The following is a 17,162-nucleotide window of genomic DNA, read 5'->3' as shown; positions in this document are numbered from 1 at the left end:
GAACGAACTTTATCCGTTCTGACGTTATCGTCAATATGACAAAGAGAGCAAAATGGCAGGGATTTCCCTAGGTGCCGGCTACGAGCATTCGGGGCATTTGCCTCGTGTACGCTCCACACCGATGACAGAGCTAGCCAATGAATTGAAGGTGGAAGACCATCGCGTCAGGGTCGGCGCGCTGCGCCGCGAGAAAACCCGCCTGCGCTTGCTCGAAAGTGCCTTGGCGGTCTTCACCGACAAGGGGCCCGATTCGGCCGTCATCGACGACTTCATCGCTGCGGCGGGGGTGTCGCGCGGCACCTTCTACAACCACTTCAAGACCACCAACGAACTGCTTCTTGCGCTCGCCACGGCAATGAGCGATGAAGTTCTCCAGATCGTCGACCCCCTCGTGCTTCACCTTGAAGATCCGGTCGAGCGCTTTTCAGCCGGCACCCGCCTCTACATGCAGATGGCACTGCGTTATCCGGTGTGGGGCAGCTTCATGACGCAGGTCGGAACACGCATCGCCACGCGTGGGCAGCTGATCGACATCTATCTCACGCGCGATCTGGAACTTGCCAAGAGCAGGAACCGCTTGACCGTCGACAGCGTGCGCGTTGCACGGGACATCGTGCTCGGCGCCATCTTCTATGGCATCGAGACGATGCTGACCGAGCCCACGCGCGCGAACCATCCGGAGCTCATCCTGCAAAGCGTTCTGGTCGGCTTTGGTCTTGCGCCAGCGGAAGCCGAACGCATTGCCTTCATGCCGCTCGAGATTCCAGGCGCGGTGGAAGGCCCGATCTTCTCGGGCCTGAAAGCCAGTCCAAAGAGATCGGGATCGAGCGCTCAACGTCAGCCCATGCCTGCGGCTGTCCCGAACCAGCCGACGGAGCACGCCGAAGCCAATGTCAGCCCTCGTCCCAAGCGGAAGCTGGCGACAAAGAGCTGAGCGTCGGCTGTAGGCCCTGAGCCTGCCCGCTCGTCATCGATCGCATCGATTTGGCATCTACCTGTCGGAAAGATATTCCGTTCCCGTCCAGTACGGGTCCGTCTGGAACGCCCTGTACAGCCCCCGCTTGAATTCAAAAGCGCGTTCGTTCTCGTCCGCATCGCGGCTCAAGCTGTTGTGGTCTGTCTCGGAACCCCATTTGACCCGACCCAGCTCCGGGCGCTGTCTTGCATGTGCCAGGACCTGATCGACCTTGTGCAGGCATTCGTTGGGCTCCAGATCGGCGTCAATGGCAAATATGCCAGCGTAGAACAGTACGCCGCGCCCACCGGCCAAAGATATCGCAGAGTCCTTCTGCTCCGTGGCCTCGCGGAGGCGATTGAGGAAACCCAACGCCTCGACTTCTCCGCCCTCGAGCACCACAAGAAACTCATCCCCCTTTCGATGAAGGCGGAACACTGTGTTGTTGTACTCGATCGCTCTTGATCCACTGTCGCTCTCGGCGATCAGGTGATATACGTGCTCGACTCGCCGTGAGCGCAGGAACATGAACTGCGCAAACTCTCTCAAGACGGCATTTCCGGCGTGGCTGGAATGCGACTTGTTGAATGCGCCAAAGCCGACAAGGTCGATCATGATCAGGACTCGTCCTTGCCGGACGACTGCGCTCTTCGCATCGATCAACGCGATTTCATTGGGTATGCGCGTGATCAGATCCAGCCTGGCCTTCAATCTCTGATCGGTGATGAGCAGGTCTTTTGCGTCGATCTGCGCATCCCTGTTCTTGATGATCTCTTCCGCCTCCTTGTCTCTGTCCGAGGCAAGTCGCGACATGCATCTGATGACGTCCATCGAGAACAGCAGCGCCAGGATCAGAAGCACCTTGACGACATACTCGACCGATACAGCGGCACTCAACTTGCCGATCAGCATCTCGACAATGGTGGGCTTTCCGGACTCGCCAGCCAGCAAACCGGACACGGTCCCTGTCAGAACAGATGCGAGGGCTCCCCCCGCCAATACGTATTTGCCTACCAATCGGAACAAGGAGTGCTTCCGATTCAGGATGGATTGGCGCAGGTAAACCCCGGAACTCCAGACAGACAACGCTTCTTGTGTTGGCATGCAATCTCCGGTCGGCTTGGATACGACTGCGCTTCAGGAACGAAGCGGGATTCAAGTATGCGTCGGCCACATAGAGTTTGAACCGAAGGGCGAAGGCCCAGCGCTCGGGCATCGTGACGGATAACCTTTTTGACGATGTCGTTGACTTGATGACTCTCGCCATTCCGATCAAACGATGCCAATGTCCTGCCGGCACACAGGGAGCGATCGCACCGCGTTGAGGAGACGACCATGATTCCCGTGCTTGCTGCCGTGTTGCTGGCAGGATTCCTTGCCAGCTGTGGAGGAGGGGGCGATGGGGGCGCGGGGACTGCCGCACTCGCCACCGTCGGCCAGTCGGCCGCAACGCCTGCGGCGGATTCCCAGAAGGCGGAAGATGGCGCGACTCTCCGCAAGCCTGCCGAAGATCCATCGCTGTGCACGGTCGAGATTTATGGCGACTCGATCATGGCCTTCAACGGGACTGCGGTCGTCCCTTCCATGATGCTGCAGCTCGTCAGGCCCAACCTGCTGGTGCTGGCCGATCATTCGGTCGCAGGCATGAGGCTTGCCGACCTGGCACCTGTCTTTCCCGGCCTGCCGCGCAGCGCACACTTCGTGATCATCGAAAACGGTGTCATCGACGCGTGGCAAGGGAAAAACATCAACACGGTGATCAACGAGTACTACGCCATCATCCAGAGAGTGCGGGATGAGGGCCGCATTCCGGTGTTGACCGGTTTCTCCCACCAGGCCCTGGGCGGACAACTTGATTACTTCGATCTCCTGCGGCGGGACTTTTACGACACGATCGTTCAGGCGATCGCCATCAACACGAACACAGCCTTTGCCGACTGGGGAAGGGTGCCGTTCTATGGCGCCTGGGATCTGGTCGACTTCGTGCATCCCAACAAGAACTACAGCGACCGGCTGATCGGGCAGCTCGCGATGACACTCGACCCGCTCACCACGAACTGCACGAACATCCTGGCTCCTGCGGGCTGATCGGGCGCCGATAGATCCGCTCACTTCGATCGCACTACACGGCCCATCCGAGGACCGGCCCGAGCAACCACAGCGCGATGCTGATCGTCACGAACGACAACACGGTCGCCAGCAGCAGGGCTGCGGCGCACATTTCCTCGAAGCCGTACTTCTGCGCCAGGATGGGGTAGATGCTGAGCATCGGCGTGGCGGCGAAGACCACGGCCGCGGCCCGCAGCGTCGGGTCGCTCGGCGGCACGAGCCACATCATGAGTCCCACCGCCATCGGGTGCAGCAGGAGCTTGCCGGCGGCGATGGCGGTCACGTCCCGCCGCATGCCCTTGGTTCTCAATCCGACCAATGTGCCTCCGATCACGAAGAGGGACACCGCCGCCGAGGACATGGCCAGCATGTTGATGGTGCGCGCCAGCACGCCGGTGATCGGGATTCCGATCAACGAGACGGCGAGGCCGCCCACGATCGCCAGGATGACCGGGTTCCGGGAGAGCTGGGTGATCGACTGCATGAGAACGCGGTGCCACTTGCCCGCGCCCACGTGGCCGCTGTCCGCCATCACCAGCGTGAGCGGGATCATCAACAGGTTCTCGACCAGCATGCACATCGCCAGGCCGACCGCGGCGGAAGACGGCCCGGCGACGAGTATGGCGATGGGGTAGCCGATGAAGCCGCTGTTCGAGCTCGCACAACCGAGCCCGCACAGGGCGCTCAGCGTGAAGCTCTTGCCCTGCCAGCGCCACGCCCAGCCGAAGGCGGCCATCATCACGACGAGCGAACCGACGGCATAGCCCAGCACATAGCGCCCGTTCATGACCTCGCCGACGGGGCGCTGGGAGAGCGCCGTGAACACCAGCGCGGGCAGCGCAAACCTGACCACGTAGGTGCCGAGCACCCGCATGTCCAGCTTGCTGAAGATGCCGGCACGCCCGGCCAGGAAGCCGAGCGCAATGACGAGGTAGATGGGGCCCGTGATGGCCAGTGTTTGCAGCATCGAGTTCGCGCAGCCTGTCCGCCCTCGCGGATTCCGGCATGCGGTAGTTCTTCAAAGCATCGAGCGTGCCACACACGCCGGCAGGACCGCCGCCTACAGTCCCTCGACCCGGCTGCGCCGCATGGCACGCCACAGCGTCAGGTCATAGGCGATCTTGAGGAGGCCGCATGCGATGAGCGGCAGCGAGATCCAGCCGGCCGCGAACATCGCTCCGCTCAGCGTCGGGCTGATCGCGGCCGCCAGGCTTCGCGGCACTGCCGTGAAGCTCGCGGCGGCGCTGCGCTCCGCGGGCGTGACGACGGCCATGACATAGGCGGTGCGCGTGGGCACGTCCATCGACGACAGGGCGCTGCGGACCATGAGCAACCCAAGGGCGACCGGCAAGCTGGGCGCGAGGGCGGCCAGCACCAGGCAGATGTTCGCCGGCAGGTGCGTGAAGACCATCGTGTTCAGCAGTCCGATGCGCCGGGCGACTGGCGGCGCAGCGAGCTGGGACGCCGCGCCGAGCAAGCCGGTCCAGAAGAAGAACACGCCGGCCTGCGCCAGCGAGAGGCCGAAGCGCTCCAGCAGCCACAGCGACATCAGCGCGTTGACCGTCAGCCCGCCGGCGAAGGCGTCGACGCTGAAGAGGGCCGCCAATCGAACCACGACACCGCGCGAAGCACCCAGCGGTGCCGGCGCGACGGGAGCCGCGGGCGCGTCGGCCGCATCGGCCGCGCCCTCGCGCGCCGGCGGATTCCGATAGAGCCAGAAGACGGCCAGGCCGATCGCGGCGTAGACCAGAAACATGCCGCGCAACGCATCCAGGCGCGGGAGCCCGGCGTGCCTGACCAGCCAGTCGGGCACGGCAGCCGCGAGCGCCCCCAGAGCGGCGCACAGTGCGCCAACCAGGCTGTAGCGCGCGAACAGCGCGGTTCGCGCATGGCCTTGCGCCGCCCCGGCCAGCCGGGCGTGCTCCAGCGGCAGAAAGACACTCACGTCGCCCGAACTCGGGTTGAGCGTGCCGACGAGCGCCACGATCAGCAAAGGCCAGAACGAGGACAGGCTCGCGAACCCCAGGCCCGTGGCGGCCATCAACATGGCCGCGCCGCGCAACAGCTTCATGCCCGCGAAGCGGTAGCCCCACGCGCCGACAGCGAGCGTCGCTGCCGCGGACCCGAGCATCGTCGCCGTGCTCACGATGCCGACCTCCAGGGTGCCGAGTCCGATCGAGAGCAGATAGGCAGGCAGGAGCACGGCCATGTAGCCGTCGCCGAAGGCCCTCAGCGCCCTGGCGATGAGCAGGGGCAACGCGCTGGCGTCGACCCCGACCGGCAGCAGGCGTGAACTCATGGCGGCGCAGGGTCGCTCCAGAGCTTGCCGCCCGTGGCCCAGTCGTGCTTCGCGATGTCGTAGAACAGGATGTCGACGGCTTCGGGCGATCCGCCCAGTGTGCGCACGGTGGCCTCGGTCAGGGCCTGCGCGAGGGCGCGCTTCTGCTCGACGGTACGGCCTTCGAACAGTTCGACGCGGATGGTGGGCATGTGAGTTCTCCAGATCAATGGTTGGTGGGTCAATCGCGGTAGCCGGGCGCGGTGCGGTCGAGCCGGCGCAGCAGGGCCGGCCATTCGATGTCGCCGTCCCATTCGCTGCCGTCGCCGACCCATTCGCCATGGGTGCGTGCAGCGAGTTCGTCGCTGACCACGCGGACTTCGCCGCCGGTGGCGGCCATGGCACGCAGTTGCGCCTGGGCCGCGCGTTCCAGCAGGTGCATCAGCATCCAGGCTTCGGCCACGGTGCGGCCGACGACGAGTGTGCCGTGGTTGTCGAGGATCAGGCCATCGAGCGCACCGAGGTCCGCGACGAGCCTCTGCTGCTCATCGGCACCGAGCGCCAGCCCTTCGTAGGCATGGCGCCCGAGCCGCCGGTGCAGGCGCATCGCGTATTGCGAGGTCGGCTGCAGGCCGTTCGGCAGCATCGACAACGCCACGCCCCAGGGCGTGTGCAGGTGGATCACGCATTCGACCTCCGGTCGCGCGGCATGCACCGCGCCGTGGATCGCGAAGCCGCTCGGGTTCACGCGGGCGCCGGAATCATCGACCACCTCCCCGCGCACGTTGACCTTGACGAGGCTCGATGCAGTGATCTCGTCGAAGGTCGCGCCGAACGGGTTCAGCAGGTAGTGGCCCGGCTCGCCGGGGACGCTGGCCGACAGGTGGGTGTAGACGGTGTCGTCCCAGCCGTTCTGCGCGGCCATGCGGTAGGCCGCTGCAAGGTCGACGCGGACTTCGCGCTCGGTGCGTGCCGGGCGCTGATGGGTCTTCTCGGGGTGCGGGTTCATGCGATGAGAGGTTGCGACATATCCGTATTGGAACCCGCGAATCCGGCGTCAGGCCAGGAATTCGATTCCTCCGCATCGTGTCGCTCCAAGTAGGGGCTTCCTTACACACTGACCATTCGGCGTCTGATATGGGGTGCGGCGTGGCATCTCAAGATGAGAACTCCCAAAGCTGAAGGAGCGATGAATGCCGACCCCAAGCAAGACGTTGATTGATCTCGAAAAGAAGTTCTGGCAATCCATGGTCGACCACGACACGGACACCGCCGTCGCCATGCTCAGCGAGCCCGCGCTGATGGTGAGCTCGCACGGAACCATGAAGTTCGACCATGCCGACTATCGAAAAATGGCGGATCAGGATTCGATGGTCCTGACGTCGTTCGAACTGAGCGACACGCAAGTGGTCTTCCCCAGCGAGGACACCGCCATCGTGACCTACGGCGTGAAGCAACGCATGGCGATGCGAGGCCAATCAGAAAGCGCGACGCAGGAGATGTTCGATTCTTCGACCTGGATTCGCACCGATCAAGGTTGGCGATGCGTGATGCACACCGAGACACCCGCCGACAAGAAGGGCGCGAAGCCGCACTAGGAGCTCACGCGGCTGCGTCCGGCGCAGCCTCGAAGATGTCGCGCAGCCATTGCGTGAACACGCGCACGCGCGATGACAACTGCCGGTTCTGCGAGTAGAGCACCGACACCGGCATGGGCGGTGGCGCGAAACCCGCCAGGAGCACCTGCAGGCGGCCGTCCGCCAGTTCGCTTGCCACGCGATAGCGCGGCACCTGGGCCAGCCCGAGCCCCGCGACGGCTGCGCCCGTGTACAGATCGGCACCCGTCACCGAGACGATGCCGCCGAGCGGCACGGTCGTGACGCGCCCATCGACCGTGAATTCGAGCGGCACCGCCTTCCCCGTCGCGCTGGAGATGTAGTTGACGGCCCGGTGCGCACCGAGCGCGGTCACGCTCGCGGGCTCGTCGTGCTGCGCGAGATAGGCCGGGCTTGCGACGGTGACCTGCGGCAGCAGCGCCACGCGCCGGCCGACCATCGACGAGTCGTGCAGCGTGCCCGCGCGCAGCACGCAATCCACGCCCTCGCGCACGAGGTCGACCAGCCGGTCGTCCTCGCCGATGTGCAGTTCCAGCTCCGGATAGCGCGCAAGAAAGCCGGGCAGCGCCGGCACCACGAAGTGCCGCGCCAGCGTCCCTTGGAGGTTCACGCGCAGCAAGCCCTTGGGCACCGCGTTCCTGAACGAGCCCTCGGCCTCTTCCACGTCCGCCAGCAGCCGCACGCAGCGGCGGTAGTGGGCCTCGCCGTCCTGCGTGAGCCGCACGGTGCGGGTGGTGCGCTCCAGCAGCCGCGTGCCGATCCGCTCTTCCATGCGCTGGATCAGCGTGGTGATGGTGGCGCGCGGAATCTGCAGGTCTTCCGCGGCCTGCGTGAAGCTCTGGCGCTCGGCGATGCGCACGAAGGCCTGCATTTCCTGGAAGCGGTCCATGTCGATCCCCAGCCTATTGTTTGAGTAAATGGAATTGTGTTGGCGATTGTCGGCTGATTATCTTTTGGCGTGAATGGTCGACCATTCGTCCACCCACTCACCACACGCAAGGAATCGCACCATGAACACCCCTCGCCACACCCAGGTCGCCATCGTCACCGGCGCATCGCGCGGCATCGGCGCCGCCGTCGCACAGCGGCTTGCCAGGGACGGCTTTGCCGTCGCCGTCAACTACGCCTCCGGCTCGACGCAGGCCGATGCGCTGGTCGCCGAACTCGTGGCCGCCGGTGGCAAGGCCATCGCGGTCCAGGCCGACGTGGCGAACGCCGACGAAGTGCGCCGCATGTTCGACACCGTCGAGGCGCAACTCGGCCGGGTCGACGTGCTGGTCAACAACGCCGGCGTGCTGAAGACCGTGCCGCTGGCCGAGCACAGCGACGCCCTCTACGACCAGACCTTCGACATCAACGTGCGCGGCACCTTCAACACGCTGCGCGAAGCCGCCACCCGGCTCAACGAAGGCGGGCGCATCGTCAACTTCTCCAGCACCACGCTCGCGCTGAACATGCCCGGCTACGCGATCTACAACGCCACCAAGGCGGCGGTCGAGGCCTTCACGCACGTGTTCGCCAAGGAACTGCGCGGCCGCAACGTCACGGTGAACGCCGTGGCCCCCGGCCCGATCGCGACATCCCTCTTCCTCGACGGCAAGACCGAAGAGCAGATCCAGGCCTTCGCGAAGATGCCGCCGCTGCAGCGGCTCGGCCAGCCCGAGGACATCGCCTCGGTGGTGTCCTTCCTCGCCGGCCCGGATGCGGGTTGGGTCAACGGCCAGATCCTGCGCGCCAACGGCGGCGTGGCCTGAGTTCATTCATTCGCTCATCCAAGGAGTTCGACATGCAATCCGTCATCCTCGTCACGGGCGCCGGCACCGGCATCGGCAAGCTCAGCGCCCAGTCCCTCGCCGAAGCGGGCCACATCGTCTATGCATCGATGCGCGACATCGCCGGGCGCAACAACGGACGCGCCGCCGAACTGCGTGCACTGGCGGCGGCCAAGGGGCTGCAACTGCACCCGCTCGAACTCGACGTGCTCTCGCAGGCGTCCGCCGATGCGGCCGCAGCGACCATCGTCCGCGAGCAGGGGCACCTCGACGTCGTGATGCAGAACGCGGGCCACCTCGTGGTCGGGCCGACCGAGGCGTTCAGCCCGGAGGAGATCACGAAGGTGTTCGACACCAACGTGCTCGGCGCCCAGCGCGTGAACCGCGCGGTGCTGCCGTACCTTCGACGGCAGGAGTCGGGGTTGATGCTGTGGATCAGCAGCACGACCACCAAGGGCGGCTTTCCGCCGTTCATGGGGCCGTACGGCGCGGCCAAGGCGGCGATGGACTCGCTGGCCGTGACGTTGGCCTACGAGATCGCGCGCTTCGGCATCGAGACCTCCATCGTCGTGCCGGGCGCGTTCACCCGCGGCACCGACCACTTCCCGAGCGCCGGCAAGCCGGCCGATGCAGCCACCGCCGCCGCGTACAGCCGCTACGACGGAGTGATGGACCAGATCGGCGAGCGCCTCTCGGCACTGACGCCCGACGATGCCGACCCGCAGGCCGTGGCCGACGAGATCGTCCGCATCGTGGGCCTGCCCGCCGGCACACGGCCCATGCGCTCGCTGATCGACTTCGTGGGCGACGGCGCGGGCGAGGTGTTTGAGGTGTCGGAGCGCGTGCGCATCGAGTTCGCGAAGCGCATTGGCATGGGCGACCTGCTCGAAGCCAGGGTCAGGCGCTGAACTCGTTGCCCCGCGAGGCCTCTATTCAATCCGCCTGAGGGATCGACAGCGGGGTGACTTCGACCTGCGCCAGGCCGTCCTGTCGCGAAAGGCCGATCTCGCGCGCCGTGGCAGGCGACAGGTCGACGATGCGGCCCTTCACATACGGACCCCGATCCTGGATGGTCACCACCGCACTGCGTCCCGTCTCGACGTTGGTCACGCGGGCGGTGGTCCCGAGAGGCAGCGTCTTGCTGGCGGCGTTGTCGTCGTGCGGGTCCATGCGGTTGCCGTCCGCCATCTTCCGGCCGGTGAACTTGTCAGCGTAGAAGGACGCCTTGCCAACCTGCTTCTTGCCGCTGCGGTCGAGTCCGGGCTTCGTTGCGGCGGACGGTTTGGGGGCCGGTGTGGCGGTCGATTGCGGCGAACTCGGCGGCACCGTCGAAGCCGCATCAGGGGCTGGCGCAACCTGGTCACGCTGCGAGGGAGCAAATGCGCAGCCGGAGACAAGGCATGCGGCGAACGTCAGCGCCGCGAGTCGTCGGAAGAATGAGAGCGTGGACATGGCAATCGACCTCGTCGCGATCAGCCGTGCCGCTTGAAGTACTGCACCTCGCGCTCGTGCTGCTCGGCCTGCCCGCGCGTGTCGAAGGTGCCCAGGTTGCGCCGTCGGCCGGTCTTGGGGTCGACCTTGCGCGAGTAGAGGCGGTATTGCCCGGATGCCAGCTTTCGGATCATGGTGGCTTCCCCTTGCGAAGGATGAATGAAGCCAGCTTCTCCTTCGGTGCGCACGCCAGGTGTCGGACGCCGCTGATTTGCTTGGCGGACCCCGCCGGGCAGGTCTGCGGGGCGGCACCCGTGCCGGGATTCAGACTGATTCGCCGGACATCACTGCGCCAGCCGCAGACCGACAACGCCCCCAACGATCGCCGCAATGGACGCCAGCCTCGCCGCCGAAACCGGATCGCCCAGCAACGCAATGCCGATGAGTGCGGTGCCCGAGGCCCCGATGCCGGTCCACACGGCGTAGGCAGTCCCTACCGGCAGTTGACGCAGCCCCATCGACAGCAAGGCGAGGCTGCCGATCAGGGCGGCGCCGGTTCCCAGTGCGATCCACGGCCGCTCGAGGCCGTTCGATTGCTTGAGCCCGACGGCAAAGAGGATCTCGAGCAATCCCGCCGCAATCACCAGCACCCAGGCGAGTCCCCGGCTCATGAGAACAGCTTCCCGTTGAGCGCGATCCGCACGGTGCGCACCGTGAGAACGGCCAGGGCCAGACTCAGCGCACCGAGGAGCACCGCGGCCAGCAACCACAGCGGCCCGCTCGCTCGGAACTCCGCGTACTTCAGCGCCGCGTTGACCAGTGCAGCCATCGGGAAGCCGATGGTCCACCAGGCCGCAGAAAAGCTGATGCTGGGTCGGAACACCTTCGGCGCGACCACCGCGAACATGAAGAGCGCAAAGTAGAAGAGCAGCGCGGCGAAGCGGTCGATGCCGCCGACGATGTTGGTGTACGCGAGGAAGCCCACGGCGAAGGGCGCCACCAGGATCATCAGCGACGGCGTCATGGCGGATGCGAGTGGGTCCCGATGCACGAGCCGGCTGACGATCATCGCGAAAAGCACCAGCGCCATCATCGCGCCGACCGCGCCGGCGAACAGGTTGATTTCCGTCGCCCAGGCCATGGGCATGTGTCCGCCGGTCACGGCGATGTCGAGGGTGGCGACACCCGGAATCAGCCACGCGGGCACGGCATGCGAGGAGTCCACCTGGCCTTTGAGGAGGCGGGAGACGACGACGAAGCTGAGCGCAAAGGTCGCCAGCACGCCCACCATCCAGATCGCACGCGCAGCGGCTGCGCTGTATGGCTCCGCAACGGCAGACAGCAGTAGAAGCGAGATCACGATGGTGCCGAAGAAGTTGCCGGCGACCGGGTGATGGAACTCGGCATGCACGGCCTCCGGATGCTTCGCGAGTTTCGCCAGGTAGCCCCCTGCGATGAGCAAGAAGACACCGAAGGCGAAGGCCCCGATGGCCTCGCCCACGAAGGCCGGCGCACCCAGGCTGCCGTGCGCCAGCCGCCACGCCAGCGCCAGGCCCGTCGCGGGCCGATCGACACCTTGCTCGTCGCCGGCAGCCCCATCCTCGAGGACATGGCGAGCGATCCGCAGTTGCAGGACTGGCTGCGGCGCCAATCCCGCGCGGTGCGGCGCTTCGGCTCGGTCTGCAGCGGCGCCTTCGTGCTGGCAGCGGCCGGGCTGCTCGACGGCAAGCGCGTCGCGACCCATTGGAATTCCGCGGCCCGTCTCGCGGCGGCCTACCCCCGGACGTGCGTCGAAGCGGACGCCATCTATGTGAAGGACGGCAAGCTCTTCACCTCCGCCGGCGTGACGGCCGGCATGGACCTCGCCCTCGCGATGGTGGAAGAAGACCACGGCCGCGAGCTGGCGCTGCGCGTGGCGCGCGAGCTGGTGATGTTCCTCAAGCGCCCAGGCGGGCAGAGCCAGTTCAGCGCCCACCTGGCGGCGCAGACGGCCGAGCGTTCCAGCGTGCGCGAGGTGCAGGACCATGTGCTCGCGAACCTGAAGGACGACCTGTCCGTGCCCGCCCTCGCCTCGCGTGCCGGCATGAGCGAGCGGAGCTTCGCGCGGATCTTCCGCAGCGAGACCGGGACAACGCCCGCCGAGTTCGTCGAGAACGCCCGGATCGACGCCGCTCGCCGCCTGGCCGAGGAGTCGGACCTGCCCGCCAAGCGTCTGGCCGATGCCGTGGGCTACGCGAACGTCGACGGCTTCCGGCGGGCGTTCGCCCGGCGGCTGGGTGTGAGCCTCGTCGACTACCGAAGGCGCTTCGCAAATTAACGACGCTGCACATTTTTCATGACAAGTTGCCTACAACTTGCCTTGTGGCTGCCGATAAATGAGTACTTATGGACAAGCCACATTCAAACCGGTCGCCGGGGCTGCTCACGCAGATCCCGAAGGAAAGCGTCCTCCAGGACGACGGGGTGCACATGCTCGTGTCGACGAGAGGCGTGGAGGGATCGAAGAGTGACGGCATGCTGATCCGCCGCTGCGCCTTTTCGCTTGCCGCGCCGCTGGGCTGCGAATTCCTGGCCCAGTACAGGCAGCTTTCGGATGGCTTGTGGCACGCGACCATGCGGACCAGCGTCCGAAGCGACGGCAGCTTCGGTCCTCCGCATGCGGAGATCTATGCGACGGAACTCGACGCGCTGGTCAATCTCTGGACGAACCGCCGGCGATTCGACCTCGGGACGCGCGTCTGAGCCGTCCGTCGACTGCAATCCTGCGGCCCGGGTTTCCCCTCATCTGCGGCATGTCGATTTTCCGCAGGCTCCTTCGACGTGTCAGTGGAGGGATCGCCCTCTGCACTTCAGGAGAACACCGCCATGGCTACCAACACCGTCCGCCTGCACCGCGTGCTGCGCACCCCGCCCGATCGCCTCTACCGCGCCTTCGTCGAACCCGGCGCGTTCGAGCGCTGGCTTCCGCCCTTCGGCTTCATCGGCAAGGTCCACAGCATGGAGCCCGTGGTCGGGGGCGTCTGGCGCATGTCCTTCACCAACTTCGGCACAGGCCACAGCCACTCGTTCGGCGGGAAGTACCTGGAGCTGGTCCCCGGCCAGCGCATTGCCTACGACGCGACCTTCGACGACCCCAACCTGCCGGGCACCATGAAGACCACCGTGACGCTGACCGCCGTGTCCTGTGGCACCGACATCTCCGTCGTGCAGGAAGGCATCCCCGAGCAGATTCCTGTGGAGATGTGCTATCTCGGCTGGCAGGAGTCGCTTGTCGGGCTGGCCCAGCTGGTCGAGCCGGACATGCCGGTCTGATGCACCGGCCTTCGGGCCGCGATCGGCCGCTACGCGTCGAGGCGGTTCACCTCGACGGAGATGTGGACGAGTTCCTCGTGAATGCCTAGCTGCTGCTTGAAGTAGTCGGGGCCCACGTCCGTTCGCGTGGCCAGCGAGACGATGCAGGCGTACTTGCCCTTGCCGACGCGCCAGACGTGCAGGTCGCAGATGGTCGCCTTGACCGGGCTGGCGTCGATGGCCTCCCTGATCTCGGCCACGACAGGCGCATCCATCTCGGCATCGAGCAGCACGCGCCCGGAATCCCGCAGGAGACCGATGGCCCACCAGGCCACGAGCCCGGCGCCGACGATGCCGACCGCGGGGTCTAGCCATCCGGCGCCCCACAGCTTGCCGCACGCGAGCGCGGCAAGCGCCAGAACCGAGGTCGCGGCATCGGCGACCACGTGCATGTATGCGGCACGAAGGTTCAGGTCGCCGTGGTGGGCATGCCCGCCATGACCGTGACCGTGGTCGTGATCGTGGCCGCCGTGTCCATGGCCGTGCTGGTGGCCACCCCGCAGCAGCCAGGCGCAAGCGATGTTCACCAGCAGCCCCAGCGCGCCGATGGCCATCGCTTCGTCATACCGGATGGCGGCGGGCGAGATCAGGCGCTCGACCGATTGAAAGACCATCACGCCAGCCACGAACATCAGCAGCACGGCGCTGGTGTATCCGCCCAGCACCTCGATCTTCCAGGTTCCGAATGCAAAGCGGGCGTCATGGGCGAAGCGCCGGGCCGCGACATAGGCCATGACCGACAACCCGAGCGCCAGGGCGTGCGAGCTCATGTGCCATCCGTCGGCGAGAAGCGCCATGGAGTTGAGCATCCAGCCGCCGACGATCTCGACGACCATCATCGCCGCCGTCAACGCGACCGCCCATCGGGTGTTGCGTTCAGCGAGGGGGTTCCCCTCCTCGAAGACGTGGGAATGCCGCCACGGGTTGGCGGCGGACGGGACGATGGGCGCCTGCGTACTTTGCATGGCCGTCAGGATAGGGGAAGACGGAAGCACCCGGACGGCGCCGGTCGCCTCAGCAGTAGCGCATCAAAGCTGCTGGAAGGACGTGGTGCCCGAGTGATCGCGCTGGCACCAGTCGTCGATGAAATCCCGGGCCTTCGAGCACAGCGCGAGTTGGGCGCTCGGAAGGTCCAGGCGGGAAGTCGCCAGCACGACCCTGCATTTGTGCACGCCTTCGCAGAGCAGATCCGCATGTCCCGCATAGACCTCGTCCGTGAGGGTGGTCTCGACGCGCACCAGCCATCCCCGGTACTCGAACTCCGAGTCCGGCGACAGCGGCCCGAGGAGCTTGCGTCTTGGTTTTTCCATCATCCGGTCATTCGAAGGTGACGGTCTGTGCCGTCAGCACGCCGTTGATGACCTGCGTACCGTGAATGTGCACCCTCACGCCGTTGCCGAGCCTCGCCGCGGTGCCGTTGGTGAACACGACGCCGGGGCCGCCGGCATAGATGGGCTGCCCCTTCACGCGGAAGTCGGACGCCGACCTGAAGGCGCCCACGGTGCCGATCAGATCGAACGACGCCGGACCGCCGGTGCCCGGCACGTGCCGGATCTTGAGCTTCGTCGCCTTGAGCACGCCGCCGGACACGGTGCCGCCGACTTCCACCTTCACGCCATTGCCCACTGAGCGCGAAGGCCCGCCGGTGATCTGCGCGGCGCTCGCGTCGACCGCGAACCCGAGCACCCGCAGCGAGCCCAGCCCCGCGAAGTCGGTGACGATGCCTGCAAACTGCGCCGTCGTGCCGTTGGCCGTCGGGAGCGGATACCACCACTCCACCAGCACGGCCACGAGCCGGCCCGGCGAGACGGCGTTTGCGCGCACCCGCACGATGGTGCCGTTGGCGAGAGGCCGGCCGTCCAGGCTTCCGCTCAGGACCGCGGCGCTGTAGTCGACCACCAGGCCGCCGAGCGTGAAGGTGTGCGCCACGACATCGAGGTTCTGCACCGTGCCCGTGAGGATCGGCGTGGACACGTCGCGCTGCTCCACACGCGTCGCGCGCAGCACCCCGGGCGCGGCCGGCAATCCCCAGACCTGCAAGGTGCGTCCGGGTTGAATCGCGGCGAGGCCCGGTGCATCGGCCCAGACAGTGGCTTCGTCTGTCGTCACGGTCGTGCCGAGGATGACGAAGCTGCCTTGCGACAGGTCGATCGATCCCACCGGGCCGCGAAGGTCGGCGGCGGAATCGACCCGGCGGGCGATGCCGCTCGTGAAGTCGGCATTCACGGGCCCGGTGACTTTCACGCTCATGCCCAGTTGCAGCCCCGTGGGCGCATCCTGGACGTTGCCGACAGCGGTTGCCGTGTCGTAGCGCAGACCGTTGACGATGATGCTTCCCGCGCCATCGACAGCGCCGACGCCGGTCGCATCCGCGGTGCTCACGCCGGTGCCGCCGGAGCCCACGCCCGACCCGTCATCGCCGCTCGCGGCCGTCGTCGAGCTTCCGTCGTCGGCCGCGATGCCGCCGATGCCCCCGCTACCGCTGCTCCCGTCGCTCGCACCGCTCGCGCTCGTATCGCCGACCGGGCCGGCGGCACCCGAACTCCCGAATGCCGAGCCACCGACCGGTGCGAAGGCGCCGCCTCCCCCACCGCCGCCCCCGCAGGACAGGAGCAAGGCGGCCGACAGCGACAGCAGCACATTGCGTAGCAGGTTTCTCGTCATGCTTTTCTCCCTGATGACTTCGAAGGCGCGACAGCGCTGTCGTCCGCTGCGTCTTCGTAGTAGGTATAGATGCCGACCCGGATGCGGCCCGAAGCCTTCTTGTCCGCTGCCTCGTAGGCGCGTCGCATCTCGCGCGTGAGCTCGTGATGAAGGCCGCCCCAGCGTTCGCGCGCCAACTGGTGGATGCGCTCGCACTCCTCGAGCGATATGCCCGCCGCAAACACCGATCGCTCGAGCATCGGAGGCCGTGCGCCGAGGGTATTGGACACGCCCGCCAGCAGGTGATCGCGGGAGTTGTCGCCCAGGAACGAGAGCATGCCCTTCAAGTCGCTCGCCGGCACGAAACCGCCCACGGCCAGTTCGGTCGTGCCATTGCCTTCGGTCGCCATGTGGAGACGCACCAGTTCGTCGAGGATGACGCGGTGGTGCACGTTGCCCCGGCTGGCGCGTCGCGCGACGGCCTCGAAGGAAGGCGCCGATTCATCTTCGGACACGATGGGCAGCGAGCGGTGGGCCGGGTTGTCTGCGTACATCTGAAGCCACAACGTCAGGGTCTTGGCTTCCGCCGACATTTCCGTCCGGGGCAATGCGGCGGCCTCTTCGCGCACCCTCGTGGTCACGACCTTGCGGTTCAGTCCGGTGGTCACCGACAACTGGCTGATGTTGGGTTCGGTGCCTTGCTCGATCCACGCGCGCCGTGCTTCGTCGACCAGGATGTCACGGAGCAGTTCCTCCAGGTGCGCGTGCTTGACGCCGTAGGAGAGCGCGAGCCGCACCAGCGGACGCAGCACGCGGGCGCAAGCGCCGATGACCCACGCCAACTGGCCTTCCCGGCCTTGCGCCATGCTCTGCCGAAGCATCCGCCGGCCCCGATCGTGCTTGACGTTTTTGGATCCAGTGTGTTTCGAGGCCATGGCCTTGTGGAAGACGGCAGCATTAACCATCGGTTACCAAGGGGACAGCGACATCAGCCTCTGTCTTACATG

At 66.3% G+C, this 17,162-nt stretch carries 22 protein-coding genes; 8 read left to right on the top strand and 14 right to left on the bottom strand.

The genetic code is table 11. The features are described 5' to 3' along the window. Positions 1 to 148 precede the first annotated feature (148 nt). Positions 149 to 934 (top strand): TetR/AcrR family transcriptional regulator, encoded by a 786-nt coding sequence (locus QTH90_RS13755; RefSeq protein WP_286665102.1) that lies wholly within the window; start codon positions 149 to 151, stop codon positions 932 to 934. Positions 935 to 991: 57 nt separating this feature from the next. Here the strand turns inward: QTH90_RS13755 and QTH90_RS13750 are convergent, their stop codons facing one another. Continuing rightward, the gene (locus tag QTH90_RS13750; protein WP_286665101.1) at positions 992 to 2,059 is read right to left on the bottom strand and encodes a nucleotidyl cyclase domain-containing protein; all 1,068 of its coding nucleotides are present in this window, start codon (positions 2,057 to 2,059) and stop codon (positions 992 to 994) included. Positions 2,060 to 2,290: 231 nt separating this feature from the next. Here QTH90_RS13750 and QTH90_RS13745 point away from each other — a divergent pair, with 231 nt between their 5' ends. Further along, the gene (locus QTH90_RS13745) at positions 2,291 to 3,043 is read left to right on the top strand and encodes an SGNH/GDSL hydrolase family protein (protein WP_286665100.1); all 753 of its coding nucleotides are present in this window, start codon (positions 2,291 to 2,293) and stop codon (positions 3,041 to 3,043) included. Between the two features lie 34 nt (positions 3,044 to 3,077). On the opposite strand, the gene QTH90_RS13740 is transcribed toward QTH90_RS13745, so the two are convergent. The 4 genes from QTH90_RS13740 to QTH90_RS13725 form a co-directional block, all read right to left on the bottom strand. Further along, the gene (locus QTH90_RS13740) at positions 3,078 to 4,031 is read right to left on the bottom strand and encodes an AEC family transporter (RefSeq protein WP_286665099.1); all 954 of its coding nucleotides are present in this window, start codon (positions 4,029 to 4,031) and stop codon (positions 3,078 to 3,080) included. 93 nt (positions 4,032 to 4,124) lie between these two features. Further along, entirely contained in the window at positions 4,125 to 5,363 is a 1,239-nt protein-coding gene (locus tag QTH90_RS13735; RefSeq protein WP_286665098.1) for an MFS transporter, read from the bottom strand. Next, positions 5,360 to 5,554, bottom strand: a complete 195-nt coding sequence (locus QTH90_RS13730; RefSeq protein WP_286665097.1) for a 4-oxalocrotonate tautomerase — start codon at positions 5,552 to 5,554, stop codon at positions 5,360 to 5,362. Before QTH90_RS13730 ends, QTH90_RS13735 begins: the two co-directional genes overlap by 4 nt. A 29-nt stretch (positions 5,555 to 5,583) precedes the next feature. Continuing rightward, on the bottom strand, positions 5,584 to 6,351 hold the full coding sequence (locus QTH90_RS13725) for a class II aldolase/adducin family protein (protein ID WP_286665096.1): 768 nt from the start codon (positions 6,349 to 6,351) through the stop codon (positions 5,584 to 5,586). A gap of 184 nt (positions 6,352 to 6,535) precedes the next feature. On the opposite strand from QTH90_RS13725, the gene QTH90_RS13720 reads away from it, so the two are divergent. Then, positions 6,536 to 6,940 carry a nuclear transport factor 2 family protein gene (locus QTH90_RS13720; protein WP_286665095.1) on the top strand — a complete coding sequence of 135 codons (405 nt, stop codon included), beginning with the start codon at positions 6,536 to 6,538 and terminating at the stop codon, positions 6,938 to 6,940. A 4-nt stretch (positions 6,941 to 6,944) separates the two neighbouring features. Here QTH90_RS13720 and QTH90_RS13715 read toward each other — a convergent pair whose 3' ends face one another. Continuing rightward, positions 6,945 to 7,847 carry a LysR family transcriptional regulator gene (locus QTH90_RS13715; protein ID WP_286665094.1) on the bottom strand — a complete coding sequence of 301 codons (903 nt, stop codon included), beginning with the start codon at positions 7,845 to 7,847 and terminating at the stop codon, positions 6,945 to 6,947. A gap of 121 nt (positions 7,848 to 7,968) precedes the next feature. On the opposite strand from QTH90_RS13715, the gene QTH90_RS13710 reads away from it, so the two are divergent. Together QTH90_RS13710 and QTH90_RS13705 are read left to right on the top strand one after the other, a co-directional pair. Next, positions 7,969 to 8,712: an SDR family oxidoreductase gene (locus QTH90_RS13710; protein WP_286665093.1), complete on the top strand. Its 744-nt coding sequence runs from the start codon at positions 7,969 to 7,971 to the stop codon at positions 8,710 to 8,712. A gap of 32 nt (positions 8,713 to 8,744) precedes the next feature. Further along, positions 8,745 to 9,638, top strand: a complete 894-nt coding sequence (locus QTH90_RS13705) for an SDR family NAD(P)-dependent oxidoreductase (protein WP_286665092.1) — start codon at positions 8,745 to 8,747, stop codon at positions 9,636 to 9,638. Between the two features lie 25 nt (positions 9,639 to 9,663). On the opposite strand, the gene QTH90_RS13700 is transcribed toward QTH90_RS13705, so the two are convergent. The 4 genes from QTH90_RS13700 to QTH90_RS13685 all read right to left on the bottom strand — a co-directional run bounded on the left by QTH90_RS13700 (position 9,664) and on the right by QTH90_RS13685 (position 11,662). Next, positions 9,664 to 10,182, bottom strand: coding sequence for a septal ring lytic transglycosylase RlpA family protein (locus tag QTH90_RS13700; RefSeq protein ID WP_286665091.1), 519 nt, complete (start codon positions 10,180 to 10,182; stop codon positions 9,664 to 9,666). Between the two features lie 20 nt (positions 10,183 to 10,202). Further along, entirely contained in the window at positions 10,203 to 10,355 is a 153-nt protein-coding gene (locus tag QTH90_RS13695; RefSeq protein ID WP_286665090.1) for a hypothetical protein, read from the bottom strand. Between the two features lie 150 nt (positions 10,356 to 10,505). Next, entirely contained in the window at positions 10,506 to 10,832 is a 327-nt protein-coding gene (locus QTH90_RS13690; RefSeq protein WP_286665089.1) for a DMT family transporter, read from the bottom strand. After that, on the bottom strand, positions 10,829 to 11,662 hold the full coding sequence (locus tag QTH90_RS13685) for an SLAC1 anion channel family protein (RefSeq protein WP_286665088.1): 834 nt from the start codon (positions 11,660 to 11,662) through the stop codon (positions 10,829 to 10,831). Before QTH90_RS13685 ends, QTH90_RS13690 begins: the two co-directional genes overlap by 4 nt. Here QTH90_RS13685 and QTH90_RS13680 point away from each other — a divergent pair. From QTH90_RS13680 to QTH90_RS13670, 3 genes are all read left to right on the top strand, one after another. Further along, the gene (locus QTH90_RS13680) at positions 11,567 to 12,478 is read left to right on the top strand and encodes a GlxA family transcriptional regulator (protein ID WP_286665087.1); all 912 of its coding nucleotides are present in this window, start codon (positions 11,567 to 11,569) and stop codon (positions 12,476 to 12,478) included. The two genes, QTH90_RS13685 and QTH90_RS13680, sit on opposite strands and share 96 nt — an antisense overlap. Positions 12,479 to 12,546: 68 nt before the next feature. Next, complete coding sequence (locus QTH90_RS13675; RefSeq protein WP_286665086.1) at positions 12,547 to 12,903, top strand: hypothetical protein; 357 nt, start codon at positions 12,547 to 12,549, stop codon at positions 12,901 to 12,903. A gap of 123 nt (positions 12,904 to 13,026) precedes the next feature. Next, a complete protein-coding gene (locus QTH90_RS13670; protein ID WP_286665085.1) occupies positions 13,027 to 13,473 on the top strand; it encodes an SRPBCC family protein in 447 nt (148 codons plus the stop codon). A 29-nt stretch (positions 13,474 to 13,502) separates the two neighbouring features. Here QTH90_RS13670 and dmeF read toward each other — a convergent pair whose 3' ends face one another. The 4 genes from dmeF to QTH90_RS13650 form a co-directional block, all read right to left on the bottom strand. Beyond that, on the bottom strand, positions 13,503 to 14,477 hold the full coding sequence (dmeF, locus tag QTH90_RS13665; protein ID WP_286665084.1) for a CDF family Co(II)/Ni(II) efflux transporter DmeF: 975 nt from the start codon (positions 14,475 to 14,477) through the stop codon (positions 13,503 to 13,505). A 63-nt stretch (positions 14,478 to 14,540) separates the two neighbouring features. Continuing rightward, positions 14,541 to 14,822, bottom strand: a complete 282-nt coding sequence (locus tag QTH90_RS13660; protein ID WP_286665083.1) for a hypothetical protein — start codon at positions 14,820 to 14,822, stop codon at positions 14,541 to 14,543. A gap of 7 nt (positions 14,823 to 14,829) precedes the next feature. Next, on the bottom strand, positions 14,830 to 16,176 hold the full coding sequence (locus QTH90_RS13655; protein ID WP_286665082.1) for a DUF5666 domain-containing protein: 1,347 nt from the start codon (positions 16,174 to 16,176) through the stop codon (positions 14,830 to 14,832). Then, entirely contained in the window at positions 16,173 to 17,036 is an 864-nt protein-coding gene (locus QTH90_RS13650; RefSeq protein WP_286665081.1) for a DUF6502 family protein, read from the bottom strand. Before QTH90_RS13650 ends, QTH90_RS13655 begins: the two co-directional genes overlap by 4 nt. Between the last annotated feature and the right edge of the window lie 126 nt (positions 17,037 to 17,162).

This window comes from Variovorax flavidus, assembly GCF_030317145.1.
GTDB classification, from domain to species: Bacteria; Pseudomonadota; Gammaproteobacteria; order Burkholderiales; family Burkholderiaceae_C; genus Variovorax; species Variovorax flavidus.
This window is presented reverse-complemented; position numbering and strand designations above follow the sequence as displayed.